Origin of the sequence: Paenalcaligenes niemegkensis, assembly GCF_022230885.1 — a bacterium.
Lineage (GTDB): Bacteria > Pseudomonadota > Gammaproteobacteria > Burkholderiales > Burkholderiaceae_B > Paenalcaligenes > Paenalcaligenes niemegkensis.
In genome coordinates, this window is sequence record NZ_JAKGCT010000004.1 from 1,042,898 (window position 1) to 1,061,318 (window position 18,421).

Genomic DNA, 18,421 nt, shown 5'->3' on the forward strand with positions numbered 1-18,421 from the left:
ATCCCTAAATAATTTGCGGCCTAGAGAACGTTTGCTTAAATATGGCGCTGAACATTTGCCAGACGAAGAGCTATTAGCCATCGTATTACGCACTGGCACTGCCCAGCTCAATGTAATCAGTTTGGCGCAACGCCTTTTAGAACACTTCGGGGGCTTCCGCGCACTCCTCGCCGCAGAGGCGTCCAATCTGCAGCGTATCAAAGGAATTGGTCAGGCCAAAAGCTGCGAGTTATTAGCCATCAGTGAAATTACGCGACGGGCACTGAAAGAGAGTCTCATGCAAGGCCCCACCATGAATCAGCCAAAAAAGTTAAAGACTACTGCATCTCACGATTAGGCCATCTAAGAATTGAGCATTGCATTGCTTTATATCTTGATAACCAGTTACGGCTGATTGAATGCGAGGAAATTGCCAAAGGAACAATTAACCAGGCTTCTATCTATCCACGAGAACTACTTAAGTCTGCTCTGGTGCATCATGCCTCGGCAGTCATTCTGGCGCATAATCACCCTTCGGGCATACGCGAGCCCAGTCAGGCTGACCTTCACCTTACAAGGCACCTTAAACAAGCGCTGCAGCTGGTTGACATTCGTCTGCTCGATCACCTTATCATCACAGCAAATCATGCCACATCACTGGCTGAGCGTTCACAGATATAAATTCTTGGCCTATACTACTGTTATACATACACGCACAGCGTGCTGCGGTAGGTAGCATGTTAATAGCCACGCTTAAGCTTTGCGTCTGGCCGTATGGGCACAGCGTGTATTTTTCTCGCTAAAACAACAAAAACCACGCTGGTTACCCAGGTCTGCTTAAGCGTGGGCTCTAATGGCTTTGAAAAACAATAGGGCAATGTTAGAATCTTTCGATTTACTGGATACGTGGCAGATCGTTTTCTTTTATATCTGTTGGCGGTCCTACTATGAACGACAGGAAAACCATCATGAAAGAAGGCATCCACCCAGAGTACCGCGAAGTGGTGTTCTTGGATCAACAAACAGGTAATTCCTTCATTACCCGTTCGACGCTCCATACTCGCGATACTATAGAACAAGACGGTAAAACCTACCCTCTGTTCAAGTGTGACGTAACGTCCGAGTCACACCCATTTTACACTGGCGCACAAACACGCATTGTTGAAACAGGCCGTGTCGAGAAATTCCGCGCCCGTTTTGCGCGTACTGCTGGTACACGTAAAAGCTCCTGATAGCTTTACGCAGCTTAAAAAAGCAGCTTCGGCTGCTTTTTTTCGCCTGTCGCAACTCCCTTAGCCCCTACCGCTATAATCATTAATCTTTACTTTTACTGTAGCGTCACTTGTGCGTATCTCCCCAAGCCCCTCGACTCCTGCCCGATTAACCCACCCGGGTGCCGCAAAACTGCCGCGCACCTTGCTGCTGGTAGTGGGACTAATCTACATATTTTCAGGTTTGCTGTTTAGAGACCCCTGGAAAACGGATGATGTTGTAGGTCTGGCAACCATGCTGACCGCACTAAACAATAGTGGAGGAATCGCCCTGCTTCTCCCTCAGGTGGGCAGTCTGGCCTATGCCGAGAATGGGCCGCTGGTAACCTGGATAGGGGTCTTATGCATCAGCTTATTTAGTCCGGTATTCGCCCTATTTACTTCAGATATCAACGCCACCATCCTGGCCTCCCGTGTGCCAAACCTGATGTGGTTTGGCATGCTCACCTATTGCATCTGGTACGGTACGTTCAAGCTGGCCCGCCTGCCTGAGGCGCAACCGCTGCCGCTGCCTTTCGGAGGCGAACCTTCCGCTACCGATTACGGACGTATGCTGGCCGACGCCGCCTTGCTGTTCATTATCGCGACAGTTGGCATTATCTGGCGCATGCACGAAAGCTCCGAAGTACCAGCGATTATCGCTTTTCAATCCCTGGCTTTCTATGCCCTGACCCGCTTACCAGCCAAACCCGCCTCAAGCTCAGTCATACTTGGCCTGGCCATCGGCTGCGCTCTGCTAACCCGCGGCTGGGTCGGCGCTCTTCCCATAATATTGGGTTCATTAGGCGTGCTTGGAGCCAAAAGTAATTATCGAGATGAAATAAAATGGTTTGCCATGGCGGCCATTATCGCTGCAGCTGTGTTTTTATTTTGGTGGCTACCGGCAAAACGCTTCAGTCTGTTTTGGACTCAAACGTGGGTAATATGGAATCTGTCTTCTTATACCTGGCCCAATATCGCTACGACGGCCAAGGCGCTGCGCGACGTACTCTGGTTCGTGTGGCCAACCTGGCCTTTGGCACTGATCGCTCTTTGGAACTGGCGACAATGGTTACGCTCCCCGCACATGCTCGTGCCTACTGCATTGCTGGCTGCAGCCATACTCTCGCTTGCCCTTCATCCTTCACCATTCGAACCTGAATTCGCATTGCTAGCTGTACCTTCTGCAGTGCTGGCGGCTTTTGCCTTGCCCACCTTGCGCCGCGGCGTTATCAATACGCTGGACTGGTTCGCCGTCATGTGCTTTTCGCTAACCGCAGCAACGGTATGGCTGGGTTGGATTGCGCAACAGACAGGCTGGCCTCCCAAGATCTCTCACAGCATCGCAAGACAAACTTCAGGCTACGAGGTTTTTATATCCATCCCAGCACTCAGTATTGCTGCATTGGGCACTTTAAGCTGGATCTTGCTGGTGATATGGCGGACACGCCGCCACCCACCGGGCCTATGGCGCGGCACCGTTCTGTCTGCCGGGGGATTGCTGACTACCTGGTTATTGCTTGTCACGCTCTGGCTGCCTGCGCTCGACTACGCCCGCAGCTACCGTGGAGTATCCAATGAGCTGCAGAACGCCTTAGCCGAACACCGCCAGGCACGTGAGTGTGTACGTGGATCGGGCGTAGGAATTGGCCAGCGCGCCTCATTCTACGTATTCAACAACATCGATCTGATCTTCGATTACCGCTGCTCACTAATATTGCAACAGTTGAACGTAAAACAAGTTAACGAGGGCCTTGCCCCCTTACCTGATCAAGCCGTTGAGCTTTGGTCCGGACGTCGTGGCGGTGACCGCCACGAGATGTTCAGGCTAATCCGGATTGCTCCGAACCAGAGCAACCCCTGATTCTTACAAGGCTGCCTTCACCCGTAATGCCACGTGCATAGGCAGCCACTGAGTCCAGACATCTTCGTGCTCTGACAAGAACCACTGCGCCACGGCCTCAGGAGGCGCTTCTTGAGCGTTCATATACGCTAATGTCTCATCCATCAGCTCAGGCTGGATTCGGATATTAGCGAGAAACGCACTCAACTGGGGTGCCTGCTCGGAGAACTTGCTGTTAATTCCTGTAAACACAGATTGATCCGGATAGGCCAACGGATCCTCGCTACAGCCGGACCCCGCTGAACAAGAATCTGCCGCATCATTTTCCGCCTGATCCTGTTCCGTTGCCTTGATCACGGCGCTAGGCACAAATGTCGTATCCCCTCCCAGATAAAGCTCTCCAAGGCGCTTCACCTGCCCATTGTCCTCGGCCTCGTGCCAGTCCTGAGTCACGCTATTGAGCCAGACTTCGGTGTTGATATCGATGTCACCCTGCATTAATGCCTGCAAACCCTCTTGCACATCGGCAGCCTGAGTTTCAGTCTGGCATCCATAACCGTGCTCAATAATAAAGCGCTCGACCTCAAGCAATACACGGTTGCTATCCCAATCCATGGCTACCAACCGCACCGGCCGATCGACTTCGCAGGCCACGGCCGCAGGCTCGACGGCAGCAACATTAGACATGGCCAGTATTCCTGTCAGGCCCACGCCCATTCGAATAGCCGCGCCACGACTCATTAACATAGCCAACAAACGATGATGTAACGCAGCCATCCTAAATGTCGGCATGCTGAACTCCTTGTGGTTTGCTTATGAACAAAAATAAAAAATGGTCGCAATCAGTTTAGTGGTTCTTAGGCACTAAAACAAACTGCGACCCATTACGCTTTGAAAGCAAATGACAACCAGATACGGTTATTTTCTGCTTGATTTAAAATTATTGTTCACGCGGCATATACATATAGTCCCTTCGCCACGGGTAAGCAATATCGGCGGGATTATCCAGCTCATCCTGACGGCCCTCAGGACTATGCTGTGCCAATACCTGATGCAGCGCAATCCAGCCGTATTCAAAGCTCATCGCACAACCTGCCAGGTAGACCCTGTAGGCTCGCAACGACTTCTGCCCCTGCTCGCCTGCCAGCGTAGCCTTGGCCTCGTCCAGCTTGGCTTCCAGCGCATCACTCCACGCCCAGAGGGTTCGGGCATAATGTGGCCGCAAGTTTTCGGTATCCAGGTCTTCAAGACCGCCCTCAGCCAAATGCCTGGCTACATGACTTATATGGGTCAGCTCCCCGCCTGGGAATATATATTTTTCGATAAACTCACCCATGCCCGCACCCAACTGGCTATGATCCACGCCCCCTGACGTAATGCCATGATTAAGCACAAGACCGCCCGGGCTTAAAAGCTTGCGCAAGGTAGTAAAGTAGGCAGTCAGATGCGCACGGCCTACGTGTTCGAACATACCGACCGAGGCGATTTTGTTAAAAGGCTGCTCTGGATCCAGCTTGCGATAGTCCAGTAGCTGCATTCGTACCCGGCCACTCAGGCCCTTGGACTCGATAAGCCGATTAACATAAGCATGCTGGTTTTTAGACAGAGTAATACCGGTAGCGTCGACGCCATAGTTTTCAGCGGCCCATAACAGCAAGCCGCCCCAGCCCGCACCCACATCCAGAAAACGCTCTCCGGACTGCAGCCGTAATTTACGGCAGATATGATCAAGCTTGGCCTCTTGAGCCTGCGCAAGGCTGTTGTCAGGATGTCTGTAATAAGCGCAGGAGTACACTCGCCTGGGATCCAGCCAAAGCCCATAGAAATCATCCGAAAGATCATAGTGGAACTCGATCTGCTTCGCATCGCGCTCCAAAGAGTGGCGCCAAATTGACCTTAACTTATAAATCAGGCTGGTAAAGGCTCCTGCGCGCATTTGGTTCATCGGAGAATCAGGCAATATAGCGGCAGCGACTTTCATCAAATCACGTACAGAACCATCAAAGTCGAAGGTGCCTTCAACATAGGCCTCTCCGAGGCTTCCAACCTGACCTGCCGCCAAATGAGCCAAGGTCGCACTATCTTTGATCCGAACGGCCAACCGGGCATCCTCGGGCCCTATAGTACGACCATCAGGTAAGGTGACTCTTACCGTGACCGGTAAATTGCTTAACCTGGACTCAACCGTTGCTGTGATAGAACTCAATTCTCGCCTCCCTGAGCATGACTGAAAAAAGCGTTCCGCCTTGTTGCACTGAATGGCGCCCTCGAAGCTACAGGCCCCGCGTGCTAAAATTATCAGCGGCGTATAAGGTAATTTATCATTTAAAACTTCTTTTGTACCGCCTCCCCTTCCCACCCGGGTTTTGCCCCTGCCCTCCCAATTCAAGCCTACATGCAACACAACCCTCAACGCCACCTAAACTCCAACTTCCCCGCTTGGCTAATATTAATGGCGCTGCTGACTGCACTGGGACCCCTTGCAATCGACATGTACCTGCCTGCCTTTCCTTCCATGGCAAGCAGTCTGGACACCAGTATGGGCAGCATTGAACGCACACTCGCCAGTTATTTGTTCGGGCTTGCTGGCGCACAATTGATTTATGGGCCAGTCGCCGACCGCTACGGCAGAAAAAACCCCTTCTTTTTGGCGTGGCCCTGTTTACCGTTGCCTCGATCGGCTGCGCGTTAAGCACTGAAATTGAGCACCTGACCTTATGGAGAGTGCTGCAAGCCTTTGGCGGAGCTGCTGGCATGGTAATTCCACGCGCCGTTATTCGCGATAACTTTGATACCAGAGACGCTGCCAAAGCGCTCTCGATGCTAATGCTTATCATGGGGGTCACGCCCATACTGGCGCCTTTGCTGGGCGGACAGCTTCTGATTTACAGCAGTTGGCACTCCGTCTTCGTATTCATGTGCTTAGTCGGCATCGCATTATTTGTGGCTACCTGGCGTTCGATGCAGGAGACGCTCAACCCCGATAACCTGATTCCGTTGCGTCCCGCGCTTATCGCCAGAAACTATTACGAACTAAGCCGCCACCGACGCTTTCTTTTTATTCCCTGGCGGCCGCATTTGGCTCTGGAGGCATGTTTGCCTATATTTCCGGATCAGCCAGAGTATTTATTAGCATTTATGAAGTCGATCCGTCTTACTTTGGCCTGCTGTTTGGTTTGAACGCCGGATCGTTTATTCTCGCCGCCCAGGTCAGTGCCCGCCTACTGAACCGGTTTTCCCCCGACACGCTGCTAAAATGGGCCCAGCATATACAGTTGCTGTTTATCTTGAGCGCACTCACGCTAACCTTAAGCCATCAGCTCGGGCTGGCCTCCTTAATGATTTGCCTGATGGGCTTCATGGCTTGCCAGGGCTTTATCGGCCCGAACTCAGCCGCATTGGCTCTTGCCGAGCAAGGCCGTCGCCTCGGAGTCGCCTCGGCGTTGATGGGTACCATACAAATGCTGTGCGGTGCGGCTGCTGGCCTGGCGGTCAGTGCCTGGCACTCGACCACACCGCTGCCGCTAACCGCTGTTTTAGCGGGCTGTGCCTGTCTATCGTGGCTTTCAGGCCGCATCGCTCAACAAAATCGTGCTAAAGCTTGATCCAGCCGGCTTTTTCGTATTAGAATAGTCTGCTTTACGAACAACTTTAGTCTTTGTTTGTGGTCAATTTTCCGTGATTACAAACCAATACTACGAGCTTAAACACTACGAGCTTAAACCACCTGTCTAAAAGTTGATTAGGTAGTTGATTGGCTGTGTGCGGTAGCCGAATTAGACTCTCAAGGGGTATGACCATGGCACGCGTATGCCGAGTTACAGGAAAAGGCCCAATGGTGGGCAACAACGTTTCGCACGCTAACAATAAAACCAAGCGTCGTTTTCTTCCGAACCTGCAATCACGTCGATTCTGGGTTGAAAGCGAAAACCGCTGGATTCGCATGCGTGTGACTACACAAGCTTTGCGCTTAATCGACAAAAACGGTATTGACTCCGTATTGGCCGACTTACGTGCACGTGGTGAGCGCGTTTAAGCGCTTGTCCAGCACTCTACTAATACAAGGAGCACTTCATGGCTAAAGGTATTCGCGAGAAAATCAAACTCGAATCCTCCGCTGGTACAGGTCATTTCTACACAACGACCAAAAACAAGCGCAATACGCCCGAAAAAATGGTGATCAAAAAGTTTGATCCCGTCGTTCGCAAACACGTAGAGTACAAAGAAACACGACTTAAGTAAGTCTGTTTTTCGGAGCAGTGCTTTATCTGCCCGTACCCAACGAGCTGCCTACGGCATAAAAGCCCTGCTTCTAACGCAGGGTTTTTTTGCCACATAAAACAGTACGACCCGCACTACGCGCGTATACCAGGCCAATCGGGAGCACTCACGGTCTGCTATTGCGGCATATAATGTGCAGGTTTGCCTTCACTTTTTTTGGTCACTTATCTCATGCAGGAACGTTATAGTCACACCGAAGTCGAGCGCAATGCTCAAAGCAACTGGCAACAACGCGACGCTTACCGCGTCAGTGAAGATGCCATGCAAGCCGACGGCTCGCCTAAACCCAAGTTTTACGCTTGCTCGATGTTGCCTTATCCCAGTGGAAAACTGCACATGGGACATGTACGCAACTACACCATCAATGACATGATGGCGCGTCAGCTTCGCATGCGTGGCTACAATGTTCTGATGCCCATGGGATGGGACGCCTTTGGCATGCCGGCTGAAAATGCAGCCATGAAATCCAAGGTACCGCCAGCGCAGTGGACATACGACAACATTGCCTATATGCGAAAGCAAATGCAGGCTATGGGCCTGGCAGTAGACTGGTCTCGCGAAATGTGCGCATGCGATCCCGAGTATTACAAGTGGAACCAGTGGCTGTTCCTCAAGATGCTGGATAAGGGTGTGGCCTATCGCAAAACCCAGGTTGTGAACTGGGACCCGGTCGATCAAACCGTATTGGCTAACGAACAGGTCATAGACGGACGGGGCTGGCGTTCAGGGGCAGTGGTAGAGAAGCGTGAAATTCCAGGATACTACCTGCGAATTACAGACTATGCCGAAGAACTGCTGGATCACGTCAAGCATAAGCTGCCCGGCTGGCCAGAACGTGTACGCCTGATGCAGGAGAACTGGATCGGCAAAAGCCAGGGTGTGCGCTTTGCATTTACGCACGACATCCATAACGCGCAGGGCAAGCTCATACAAGATGGCCGCATGTATGTGTTCACGACACGCGCAGACACCATCATGGGGGTTACCTTTTGCGCCGTGGCCCCCGAGCATCCGCTGGCTACCCACGCCGCACAAGACAAACCCGATCTGCAAGCCTTTATTGAGGCCTGCAAGCTAGGCGGCACATCTGAAGCCGATCTTGCCCATCGCGAAAAAGAAGGCATGCCTACGGGCCTGCATGTCAGCCATCCCCTTACCGGTGAAGCCATTCCGGTGTGGGTCGGTAATTATGTATTAATGAGCTATGGCGATGGCGCGGTCATGGGCGTTCCTGCCCATGACGAACGAGACTTCGAATTCGCCCTGAAATACGAGCTTCCCATCAAGCAGGTTGTAGGGATTGAAGGCCGTGAATACTCCAGCACTCAATGGTCTGACTGGTATGCTGACAAGCAAATCGGCACCACCCTCAACTCTGGAAAATATAACGGCTTAAGCGTCGAAGAAACAGTAGATGCCGTCGCTGAAGATCTGCAAAGCAAAGGTTTGGGCGAAAAGCAGACCACCTACCGCTTGCGCGACTGGGGTATTTCCCGTCAACGCTATTGGGGTACGCCTATACCCATTATCCATTGCGATGATTGCGGTCCTGTGCCTGTCCCAGAATCCGACTTGCCGGTTATTTTGCCAGAGCATCTAATCCCGGACGGCAGCGGTAACCCGCTGAACAAAGACGACGAGTTCCTGCATTGCAAATGCCCGTCTTGCGGCAAGGACGCCCGTCGCGAAACCGACACCATGGATACCTTCGTAGACTCGTCCTGGTATTTCATGCGCTATGCCTCAGCAGGCAATAACGACGCCATGGTCGATGCTCGAAACGACTACTGGATGCCAATGGACCAGTACATTGGTGGCATTGAGCACGCGGTTTTACATTTGCTGTATGCTCGATTCTGGACCAAAGTCATGCGTGACATGGGCTTGCTCAACTTCGACGAGCCCTTCACCCGTCTGCTCTGTCAGGGAATGGTGTTGAACCATATCTACTCGCGCCGCAAAGCAAATGGTGGTGTCGAGTATTTCTGGCCTGAAGATGTAGAGAACGTCGTTGACGCCAAGGGCAATATTACTGGCGCCAAATTAAAGTCTGATGGTTCAGCCATTGACTATGAGGGCATCGGAACGATGTCCAAGTCAAAAAACAACGGGGTCGACCCGCAATCGCTGATTGACACCATGGGAGCCGACACCGCTCGCCTGTTTGTCATGTTTGCCAGCCCTCCTGAGCAAACGCTGGAGTGGGCTGACTCCGGGGTTGATGGCGCTAACCGCTTCTTGCGCCGGCTGTGGAACTTCAGCCGCTCGCATCAACAGAGCATCCGCAATGGCCTTTCCCTATCGCTGGACAGCGCACAGCTTAGCAGCCAAGCAAAGGCGTTGCGCCTAGAGATACACCGCTTACTCAAGCAAGCCGACTACGACTACCAGCGTATTCAGTACAATACAGTAGTCTCAGGCTGCATGAAGATGCTGAACACGCTCGAAAGCGCGAAATTAGCGCAAACGCCTGCCGATGACGCGGCCCTGGCCGAAACCACTTCAATTTTAATTCGTGTACTTTACCCGGTCGTACCGCACCTATGCTGGCAGCTCTGGCGTGACTTGGGCTACGCAGATCAGCAGGGAGATCTACTCGACACAGCGTGGCCGCTTGTCGATGAGGCTGCACTTATCGCAGACGAAATCGAACTTACCTTGCAGGTAAACGGTAAACTTCGTGGCACAATTAAAGTTGCCCATAATGCTGAAAAAGCTGAAATCGAAAAACAGGCTGCCGCACACGAGGCCGTTCTTAAGTTTCTCGAAGGCCGCGACGCTAAGCGTATCATTGTGGTTCCCGGCCGTTTAGTTAACGTTGTAGGATAACTCCCCCATGTACTCTTCCCGTTCATCGCTTCGTTCGTTTGCCCCGTTACGCTGGCTGTGGATGGGGACAGTGCTGTGCCTGACCTTCTCGCTTAGCGCCTGCGGGTTTCGCATCAAGGGGCCAGAGCCTTTGCCTTTCGATACGCTCTACACCAACATTTCTGACAACTCGCTTTTTGGGGCTCAGTTACGCCGTGTACTCATTGCCAGCTCCCCAACTCTGAAATTTGTCGAGGACAGCGCCGATGCAGAGGCTCATCTCATCCAGCTTAGCAATCAGCGCTTTACCCGGGAACTCTCTATCGACCCACAAGGTCACGTAGAAGAGTATGAGCTGACCGTAGCCTTGAGCTTCCAGCTACTCGATAGTGCGGGCCATGTAATCTTGCCGCCTACACTGCTACAGACCGTCAGGGAGGTTCCTCACGACCCCAACGCGGTACAGGCCAAGCAAGGCGAAATAGCCACCTTGTTCCTGGCGATGGAGCAGTCACTTATTGATCGCCTGGTGCGTAGGCTCAGCGCTCCTGATGTAGAAGAAAACTTCAGAAACGCCTCTCAGCTTCCCACCGCTGTGATTGACGACTACGAAGAGCTTGGGCAGCGACCAGAAACGCTGCCCCTACCCAACGAAATCATCAATCCTCGATCAAACAGCAGCTATTGATATGCCACAAACTGTAGACGCCGACGGCTTGCTAAAGCTATTGAATAATAGCAAGGCCGGTCTGGCTCAGTGCTACGTTGTCTGTGGCGATGAAGTCCTTTTGCAAACAGAAAGCACAGACGCCATCCGTAGCGCTGCCCGTAAACAGGGCTACGTCGAGCGCAACAGCTTTGTGTTTGATGGACGAGCCGACTGGTCTCCCGTCTTTGCTGCAAGCCAAAGCGTCTCTTTGTTTGGTGATAAACACACTATCGAAATATCGCTGCCCGCCGGAAAACCTGGCAAGACAGGCAGTGACGCCCTATTACGCATTGCCGAGATGCTCACTTCAAATGGAGCTCCGGACTCACTGTTTATTTTTCAGCTGCCCCGGCTGGACCGCAGCACCCGTAACAGTAAATGGGCACAAGCCATTGAACGCACAGCCGTATGGGTCGACGTACCCGTCATCGAGCGACGGGCGCTGGGCAACTGGATTCAAGTCCGTCTGGCCAGGCAACAGCAACGCGCTGACCGTGAAACGCTCGAATGGCTGTGTGAGAAAGTCGAAGGCAACTTGCTAGCCGCCCATCAGGAAATAGCCAAGCTAAGTCTGCTCTACCCTGAAGGCGAACTTAGCCTGGAGGAGGTACAACGGGCTGTATTAAATGTAGCTCGCTATAATATCTTTGACTTACGCGACGCCATGCTTGGTGGCAATGCCGAACGTGCCCTGACTATATTGCGCGGCCTTGAAGGCGAAGGCGAAGCCTTGCCCCTGGTGCTTTGGGCCGTAGGCGATGAAATTCGCCTTCTGGCACGGCTGTCACAAGCGCAGGCTGCCGGCCATGACATTAGTGCAGAACTGCGTCGCAATCGCGTATTTGGAAATCGTGAGCAGTTGCTGCGCCAAACGCTGCAGCGTGTCCCTGCAAGGGCCTGGCCGCCTGCCCTGCAGCATGCGCACGACGTAGACCGTATCATCAAGGGTTTACATCCGGCGGGCAGGCTTGATGACGCCTGGGAAGAAGCGGCCAGACTCACCCTTCGTGTAGCATTAGCGGGGCAACGGCGCCCTCGCCCCTAACAAGATCTGCCCATACCCTTTATAGTATGGGTACACCCTCTTTATTTTTGTAATTCATTATGTCTGAAGCCAATCTTATCGCTGATGAAAAGCCCCTAAGCCTAGCCGATCACATGGTCCAGATAGGCAGGCAAGCCCGCGCGGCTGCCCGTATTATGCGCAACGCCTCGGGGCGTGATAAAGCCCGCGCACTGCATGTCATGGCAGATCTTCTTGTTGAGCAAAAATCACAACTACAAGAGGCAAATGCCAAAGATCTAATTGCTGCACGCGAACGAGGCATTGAAACCGCCCTGCTTGACCGTCTAACCCTTTCCGACCGGGCCTTAGAGTTAATGGCCATCGGCTTACGGCAAATTGCCGATATGCCAGATCCGGTAGGCACGCTGGGTCCGACCACACAGCGTCCCAACGGCATGCAGGTTGCCCAAATGCGTGTACCCCTGGGGGTGATCGGCATCATCTACGAATCACGTCCAAATGTCACTATCGACGCCGCTGCACTGTGCCTCAAGTCAGGCAACGCAACCTTGCTACGGGGCGGAAGCGAGGCGCTGCACTCAAACCTTGCCTTGGGCAAAATCATTCGTGCCGGGCTGGAAGCCGCCGGACTGCCCGCTAATGCAGTCCAGGTCATCGGCACCACGGATCGTGCCGCTGTCGGCCATCTGATCACCATGACCCAGTACGTGGATGTTATTGTGCCCCGGGGTGGAAAAGGCCTTATCGAACGCCTTAGCGCTGAAGCCAAGGTCCCTTTAATCAAGCACCTTGATGGTAATTGCCATGTCTACATTGACGCGGCGGCCGATGTGGAAAAAGCACACAAAATTGCCATTAATGCCAAGACCTATCGTTATGGCATTTGCGGTGCCATGGAAACCTTGCTTGTTCACAGCGACATTGCACCCTCGGTACTCCCCGACCTGGCTCAGGCTCTACTCGACAAAGGCGTTGAACTCCGGGCTTGTGAACGCACCAGCGCCTTGATCAGCAAGGCTACGCCTGCCACTGAAAGTGATTGGGAAACTGAGTTCCTTGCACCAGTACTGGCGATCCGTATCGTTGATTCAATCGACCAGGCCATTGATCACATCGCCAAATACAGTTCTGAACATACCGAATCCATTGTCACTGAAGATCTAAGCGCAGCAAGACGTTTTCAGCGTGAAGTCGACTCCAGTTCAGTATACCTAAACCTGCCTACCTGCTTTGCTGATGGTTTCGAGTATGGGCTGGGTGCGGAAATCGGCATTTCCACCAACCGCCTGCACGCACGTGGGCCTGTGGGACTCGAAGGTTTAACCACTCAGAAGTGGGTACTTACAGGCGACGGACAAGTACGCGGCTAAGTCATGCTCTGGACCAAAACTTTCCATATTCTATTTGTTACTTCGTGGTTTGCGGGGCTGTTTTATCTGCCTCGCATCTACGTCAACCTGGCGCAGTCTCAGAACGCTGATACCACCATGGTTTTGCAGGGAATGGCTCATCGCCTCTACCGCTTCATGTTTCCCCTGGCCATCCTCAGTCTGGTCAGCGGCCTTGCCCTGTTTTTATATTATGGCGTCGGCGTGGGCCGTGGCTGGATACATGCAAAACTGGTACTTGTGGCAGCACTTGTCCTTTATCATTGGTGGTGTGGCCGCATCCTTCAGCAATTCAAGAACAACAGAAATACCCGTAGTCATACTTACTACCGCTGGTTCAACGAAATACCGGTTTTGCTGCTATTACTGGTCTTGATTCTGGTAGTTTTAAAACCTTTTTAGTTACTCCTTCATGTCAGATCAAGATAAACGCAAAACCTTAACCATCCATAAGCGTCCTAGTTCCAAAGAGAGCACGGAACCGCGTCTGCGCAGCGGTGCCCGAGCCAGGGCAGCAATGAATATGCAACGCCTGCAAGCCTCTGCCGAAGCAGAAAGCAGCGAAACCCCTGCTGCTTCCACTTCCAAACCGCGCTCCGGCAACGCAGGTGCGCCTTCCGCTCGCGGCCGTGCTGGCACTCAGGCCCGGCAACAACATCCTTCCCCAATTTCGCACCAACGTGGCGACAAGCCACGACAAAGCTCCGCCCACCGCGAACGACGCGGCGCACGTTTCGATAATCCCGAACGGCAATATCAGGAAAAGCAGCCTGTACGCAGCCATCGGCTGGATGAAGTTTTCGGCGTTTTTGCTCCTTGTCCTCAGGGCCTGGAAGAAGTGCTTAGTACCGAACTGCAAGCCTTGGGCTATGAACACGTTAAAGCCGGACGGGGCGGTTGCCATTTCAGGGCCGACTGGGCTGGCATTTTAAAGGCCAATCTGTACTCCAGAATCGCTACGCGAATTCTGGTCGAGGTTGCCTATGCTCCGATACAAACCGAAGACGACGTCTTTGAGCTCGCTTACAACACGCCTTGGGAGCGCTGGTTTGGTGCAGAGCAGACACTCAGGGTTGACACCTCGGCGATACGCAGTCCGATGCAAAGTCTCCAGTTCTGCAATTTGCGCGCTAAAGATGGAATTTGCGATCGCCTGCGTGACCGTGAGGGCGAGCGCCCCAGCATTGACACCGTCAGACCAGATGCCCGCGTACATCTATTTCTCGATGAAAAGTCAGCCACCTTATATTTAGACACCAGTGGTGAATCGTTATTTAAACGTGGCTGGCGTCATAGCAAAGGCGAAGCGCCTTTGCGCGAAAATCTGGCTGCAGGCATGCTGGCTCTTTCTGACTGGGATCCTAGTCAGGCCTTGATGGATCCCTTCTGTGGCAGCGGCACTATTCTTATTGAAGCCGCCTGGATTGCGCTGGGAGCGCCCCTGGTATTTGGCGCCCCTTTCAGTTTGAACGGCTGCGAAATCACGACGACCGCCTATGGAAAGACATTAAGGCAGAAGCGCGTACCCGCATCGCCACGCAACTTGATGCGCCTCTGGTCGGCTATGATCTCGATCCCGCAGCCATCCAAGCCGCCAAAGAAAACCTGGATCGCTCACACCTCACCGAAAACACCATTCGCTTTGAAGTGGCAAATGCCCTGGATGTCATGCCTGTGGCCGAAACCGGATGGATAGTGTCCAACCCGCCCTATGGCGAACGCCTTGAGGGTACCAACGACGAGTTCTGGCGCGAATGGTCTGCCCATTTAAAACAGAACTATACCGGCTGGGATATCAACCTCATCACCAGCGATCTCGACTTGCCAAGCTACCTACGACTAAAGGCCAAGCGCCGAACTCCACTTTTTAACGGTGCCCTGGACTGTCGCCTGTTCAACTTCGAGATGGTGCAAGCCAGCTATCGCAAGCCTTAAGGCAATCGCATAATAGCAACAACAGCCAGATTAAACTTGATGAAACAAAGGGTTAACCCTAGAATAGGGGTTAACCCTAAATTTTACCGAGTGTACTCATGTGGAATCTTAATACTCAAGCCTACCTGTCGGACGATCTTGAGCGTCGCTTGCTACAACGCGCTATCGAAGAACAGTTTCGTTTTCGTCCTGTTCAGGCAGTAAAGAATTTGTTTGCCCGTTTATTTCAGACAGCCTAAGTTTCAGGGGCATCGCAAGGCAACGCAGGTAGACACGCCTAAGTTGCCAATTTGCGGGATAATAAGGCTTTACTGATATTTTCCTGCCTATCACGATGTGCTCCTCCGCAACACCTTCTACCCCTTTGCCTTCTGCGCCTAGCCGTCGACGCCTATTCGCCTCAATGATGTACGAAAGCGTCCTGCTATTCGGCGTGGTGGTAGCTACAGCTCTTATTTTTGATATTGCCACCAAAAGCTATCACGCCTTATATATGCGTCATGCTCGGCAATTCATCCTCTTCCTCGCTATTGGGCTTTACTTCATGCTGTGCTGGCGCCGTTCCGGCCAGACCTTACCCATGAAGACGTGGTATATGCGCATTGAAGACCGTGACGGCAGCAAGCCTCACTACTTCAGGTTGCTTCTGCGATATCTACTGTTGTGGCCTCTCCCCTTGGCCAGCGCGCTATTCGTGCAATACTTATCAAGACGCAGCGGCTATACCTCCACCGATTTACTTATCGTAGCCGCACCGTTCAGCATTTTTATCTGGTCATGGTTTGATAAAGACGGGTACTTCATGCACGATCGTCTGGCGGGTACCAGGCTGGTAGACTTGCAAGCCCGTGCTACTAAAGGCGGTACTTAAGCAAAGCCCTCGTTTGGTACTCTTGTGACAGCTTTATTTCGGGCTATTGAAAACAACGCGTTACCCCCCATGTAATAGCTATTGTCTTTACATCTATTTCGTACGCTTAGGGCGCATCCAATGACCGACCACTTAAAAAAATATCTGTTCGCAGACCGCAGCACACGTGCTCAGACTGTGTCGCTTGAAAATGCTTGGCGTACAGGTTTGTCTCATCAGCAATACCCTGAAAACGTGCAAAATCTCTTGGGCGAACTAACAGCTGCCGCCGTGTTGCTGGCGGGTAATCTCAAATTTGAAGGCTCCCTTGTCTTGCAGATTCAAGGTGATGGCCCTATTGCTTTGCTGGTGGTTGAGTGCTCGTCAGAACTTAATATCCGCGCGACGGTTTCCTTGCGCGAAAATCAAAGTATCGATGCTGACGCCAGTTTTCAGCAATTGCTTAACGCCAATGGTAACGGGCGTTTTATTGTGGTACTGGATCCCGATTCCGCGAACTCCGATATGCAGCCTTACCAAGGTGTGGTGCCTCTTGAAGGCGACACTGTTGCCGATGTGCTCGAAGATTACATGCGTAGCTCTGAGCAGCTTGATACCAAAATCTGGCTGCAGGCTCGCAACGACAAGGCCGTAGGTCTGCTGTTGCAAAAATTACCAGGCAGCGGTGGCGACCAGCCTGAAGTAGACACCGAAGAAACCTGGCAGCGTGCCAAACAGCTGGCAGCTACCATTCAGCCAGAAGAGCTGCTTGCTGTATCCCCTGACACCCTTATTCATCGGCTGTTCTGGGAAGAAGACCTAATTGCTCTGGACGGTGCTCCCGTGCAATGGCATTGCCCTTGTTCGCGTGAACGGGTGGCGAAAATGCTTAATATGCTGGGACGAGATGAAATCGAAAGCATATTATCCGAGCGAGACATTATCGAAATCTCATGTAATTTTTGCGGAAAGCCTTACGAGTTTGATGCAGTAGATTGCGCTGGTTTATTTATTGACAACCCCGACAGCCTGCAAGACGGTGGAAACACTGTGCATTAATTAGCAGCTCGTACTAAACACAGCGGATGAATCTCACACTGTCCCGTGAGTCTCTCGCTTGCAGATAGGAAAATGGATGCCCAGGCATCCATTTTTTTCGAGTGTACACAGGGACAAAATGACCATTCATCAGGCTAGGAATTACAGCGGCAGGCAGCAGGGATCAAGCAGCACCGAGTTTACTATTATTGCAATTTTGCTATTGCTCTTAGCACTGAGCATTTATGAAATTGCGCGGGCCCATGCCTTGCGCCAGCTTATGCAACAGGCACTACAAGAAAGCGCTCGGGCGGCTGCTATCCATCACCTGGAGCCTGATATCGCGGTAGATCGCTTTAACGAAGCCATGTTGCCCTGGTGGGCCACAAGCGGGGGAACATCTGCTCAGGCACAGCAACAAAGCTATCAGCGCTTTCGAGCCAAATATCAACTCCACCCCTGGCAAATCACTATTTTATCGCCCAATGAAGAAAGTTTTAAAAGACACGCAGACAACAGGGCCAAACAAGAAGCGGGTACGGCTTTTCCCACAATCAATAATCACTACCAGTATGAACATCATATCGGGCTATTAAGAAACAACAGGGAACCCCTGCCCGGGCCGCTACCAGATTTTCAGTCCCATCCTTCCATATTTGAGGCGAATACAATCACTCTGCAAGGCATATATCTGTATGAACCCCGCCTACTTGCGCTGCGCGCCATTATCGCTGCCGCCTCAAGCCTTAACAGCGCAAGCAGCTACGGGCGGCAAGCACTGGCCAAGGGGTTGATACCATTACGGGTTGAGTTGTCGCTAGGAGCCCAGAGCCATCCGGTACGATGGCCCATCAGCGCTCATAGTGCCATACAGCGCGCCAGCACCCGCTATGCCCCGCCAATGCCCAGTACTTATGAACGAATTCGCTGACGAGCTGCTAAATGACCGGGTGAGGAAAGTCTGATGCCTACGCTCTCTAAATTACTGCAATGCCCGCTTGTTAGCGGGTATTGATTTCTGAAGTCGCATTTTCGGGAAGTATTTGAACAAAAATCTCATCTTCGTGAAACATGCCAAGTTCTGAGCGCGCGCGTTCTTCTATGGCCTGCGTACCGCTTTTTAAATCTTGTACTTCGGCAAGCAGCGCATTGTTTCGAGCCTGTAAGGCTTCGTTGGTTTCTTGCTGACTATCGAGTCGCGCCTGCGTTTCACGCACACGTTCCCAACCACTTTTTCCAAACCACAATGCATATTGGGTTACGAGGTTTAAAACGATCAATAGCAATAAAAGCAGGCGCATATGTGTCTGGCT

Annotated in this window: 18 protein-coding genes and 2 pseudogenes; 17 read left to right on the forward strand and 3 right to left on the reverse strand. The window is 52.3% G+C overall.

The window, feature by feature from the left end:
• The first annotated feature begins 31 nt into the window (after window positions 1-31).
• The 4 genes from L1889_RS18780 (at window position 32) to L1889_RS09055 (ending at window position 3,093) form a co-directional block, all read left to right on the forward strand.
• Window positions 32-337 carry a UPF0758 domain-containing protein gene (locus L1889_RS18780; protein ID WP_308217617.1) on the forward strand — a complete coding sequence of 102 codons (306 nt, stop codon included), beginning with the start codon at window positions 32-34 and terminating at the stop codon, window positions 335-337.
• A gap of 11 nt (window positions 338-348) precedes the next feature.
• Entirely contained in the window at window positions 349-660 is a 312-nt protein-coding gene (locus L1889_RS18785; RefSeq protein WP_308217669.1) for a JAB domain-containing protein, read from the forward strand.
• A 287-nt stretch (window positions 661-947) separates the two neighbouring features.
• Complete coding sequence (locus L1889_RS09050) at window positions 948-1,211, forward strand: type B 50S ribosomal protein L31 (protein WP_238665896.1); 264 nt, start codon at window positions 948-950, stop codon at window positions 1,209-1,211.
• Between the two features lie 118 nt (window positions 1,212-1,329).
• Window positions 1,330-3,093, forward strand: a complete 1,764-nt coding sequence (locus L1889_RS09055; RefSeq protein WP_238665897.1) for an ArnT family glycosyltransferase — start codon at window positions 1,330-1,332, stop codon at window positions 3,091-3,093.
• A gap of 3 nt (window positions 3,094-3,096) precedes the next feature.
• On the opposite strand, the gene L1889_RS09060 is transcribed toward L1889_RS09055, so the two are convergent.
• Entirely contained in the window at window positions 3,097-3,864 is a 768-nt protein-coding gene (locus L1889_RS09060) for a glycine betaine ABC transporter substrate-binding protein (protein WP_238664856.1), read from the reverse strand.
• Between the two features lie 148 nt (window positions 3,865-4,012).
• Window positions 4,013-5,278: a class I SAM-dependent methyltransferase gene (locus L1889_RS09065; protein WP_238664857.1), complete on the reverse strand. Its 1,266-nt coding sequence runs from the start codon at window positions 5,276-5,278 to the stop codon at window positions 4,013-4,015.
• 246 nt (window positions 5,279-5,524) lie between these two features.
• On the opposite strand from L1889_RS09065, the pseudogene L1889_RS09070 reads away from it, so the two are divergent.
• The 13 genes and pseudogenes from L1889_RS09070 to L1889_RS09130 all read left to right on the forward strand — a co-directional run bounded on the left by L1889_RS09070 (window position 5,525) and on the right by L1889_RS09130 (window position 18,039).
• Window positions 5,525-6,677, forward strand: a pseudogene (locus L1889_RS09070) (multidrug effflux MFS transporter).
• 194 nt (window positions 6,678-6,871) lie between these two features.
• The gene (gene rpmB / locus L1889_RS09075) at window positions 6,872-7,108 is read left to right on the forward strand and encodes a 50S ribosomal protein L28 (protein ID WP_238664858.1); all 237 of its coding nucleotides are present in this window, start codon (window positions 6,872-6,874) and stop codon (window positions 7,106-7,108) included.
• Window positions 7,109-7,146: 38 nt separating this feature from the next.
• The gene (rpmG, locus tag L1889_RS09080) at window positions 7,147-7,314 is read left to right on the forward strand and encodes a 50S ribosomal protein L33 (protein ID WP_166407741.1); all 168 of its coding nucleotides are present in this window, start codon (window positions 7,147-7,149) and stop codon (window positions 7,312-7,314) included.
• Window positions 7,315-7,524: 210 nt separating this feature from the next.
• Window positions 7,525-10,182: a leucine--tRNA ligase gene (leuS, locus tag L1889_RS09085; RefSeq protein WP_238664859.1), complete on the forward strand. Its 2,658-nt coding sequence runs from the start codon at window positions 7,525-7,527 to the stop codon at window positions 10,180-10,182.
• 7 nt (window positions 10,183-10,189) lie between these two features.
• Window positions 10,190-10,849, forward strand: coding sequence for an LPS-assembly lipoprotein LptE (locus tag L1889_RS09090; protein WP_238664860.1), 660 nt, complete (start codon window positions 10,190-10,192; stop codon window positions 10,847-10,849).
• Window position 10,850: 1 nt separating this feature from the next.
• Window positions 10,851-11,915 carry a DNA polymerase III subunit delta gene (gene holA / locus L1889_RS09095; RefSeq protein WP_238664861.1) on the forward strand — a complete coding sequence of 355 codons (1,065 nt, stop codon included), beginning with the start codon at window positions 10,851-10,853 and terminating at the stop codon, window positions 11,913-11,915.
• A gap of 113 nt (window positions 11,916-12,028) precedes the next feature.
• Window positions 12,029-13,267: a glutamate-5-semialdehyde dehydrogenase gene (locus tag L1889_RS09100; RefSeq protein WP_372871741.1), complete on the forward strand. Its 1,239-nt coding sequence runs from the start codon at window positions 12,029-12,031 to the stop codon at window positions 13,265-13,267.
• 3 nt (window positions 13,268-13,270) lie between these two features.
• On the forward strand, window positions 13,271-13,687 hold the full coding sequence (locus tag L1889_RS09105) for a CopD family protein (protein WP_238664863.1): 417 nt from the start codon (window positions 13,271-13,273) through the stop codon (window positions 13,685-13,687).
• A 10-nt stretch (window positions 13,688-13,697) separates the two neighbouring features.
• Window positions 13,698-15,220 (forward strand): annotated as a pseudogene (locus L1889_RS09110) (THUMP domain-containing class I SAM-dependent RNA methyltransferase).
• A gap of 98 nt (window positions 15,221-15,318) precedes the next feature.
• Window positions 15,319-15,459 carry a hypothetical protein gene (locus L1889_RS09115; RefSeq protein ID WP_238664864.1) on the forward strand — a complete coding sequence of 47 codons (141 nt, stop codon included), beginning with the start codon at window positions 15,319-15,321 and terminating at the stop codon, window positions 15,457-15,459.
• 95 nt (window positions 15,460-15,554) lie between these two features.
• On the forward strand, window positions 15,555-16,091 hold the full coding sequence (locus L1889_RS09120; RefSeq protein ID WP_238664865.1) for an RDD family protein: 537 nt from the start codon (window positions 15,555-15,557) through the stop codon (window positions 16,089-16,091).
• 120 nt (window positions 16,092-16,211) lie between these two features.
• The gene (gene hslO, locus L1889_RS09125) at window positions 16,212-17,129 is read left to right on the forward strand and encodes an Hsp33 family molecular chaperone HslO (protein WP_238664866.1); all 918 of its coding nucleotides are present in this window, start codon (window positions 16,212-16,214) and stop codon (window positions 17,127-17,129) included.
• A 118-nt stretch (window positions 17,130-17,247) separates the two neighbouring features.
• A complete protein-coding gene (locus L1889_RS09130) occupies window positions 17,248-18,039 on the forward strand; it encodes a TadE/TadG family type IV pilus assembly protein (protein ID WP_238664867.1) in 792 nt (263 codons plus the stop codon).
• Between the two features lie 70 nt (window positions 18,040-18,109).
• Here the strand turns inward: L1889_RS09130 and ftsB are convergent, their stop codons facing one another.
• Complete coding sequence (gene ftsB / locus L1889_RS09135) at window positions 18,110-18,409, reverse strand: cell division protein FtsB (RefSeq protein ID WP_238664868.1); 300 nt, start codon at window positions 18,407-18,409, stop codon at window positions 18,110-18,112.
• Window positions 18,410-18,421: the final 12 nt, after the last annotated feature.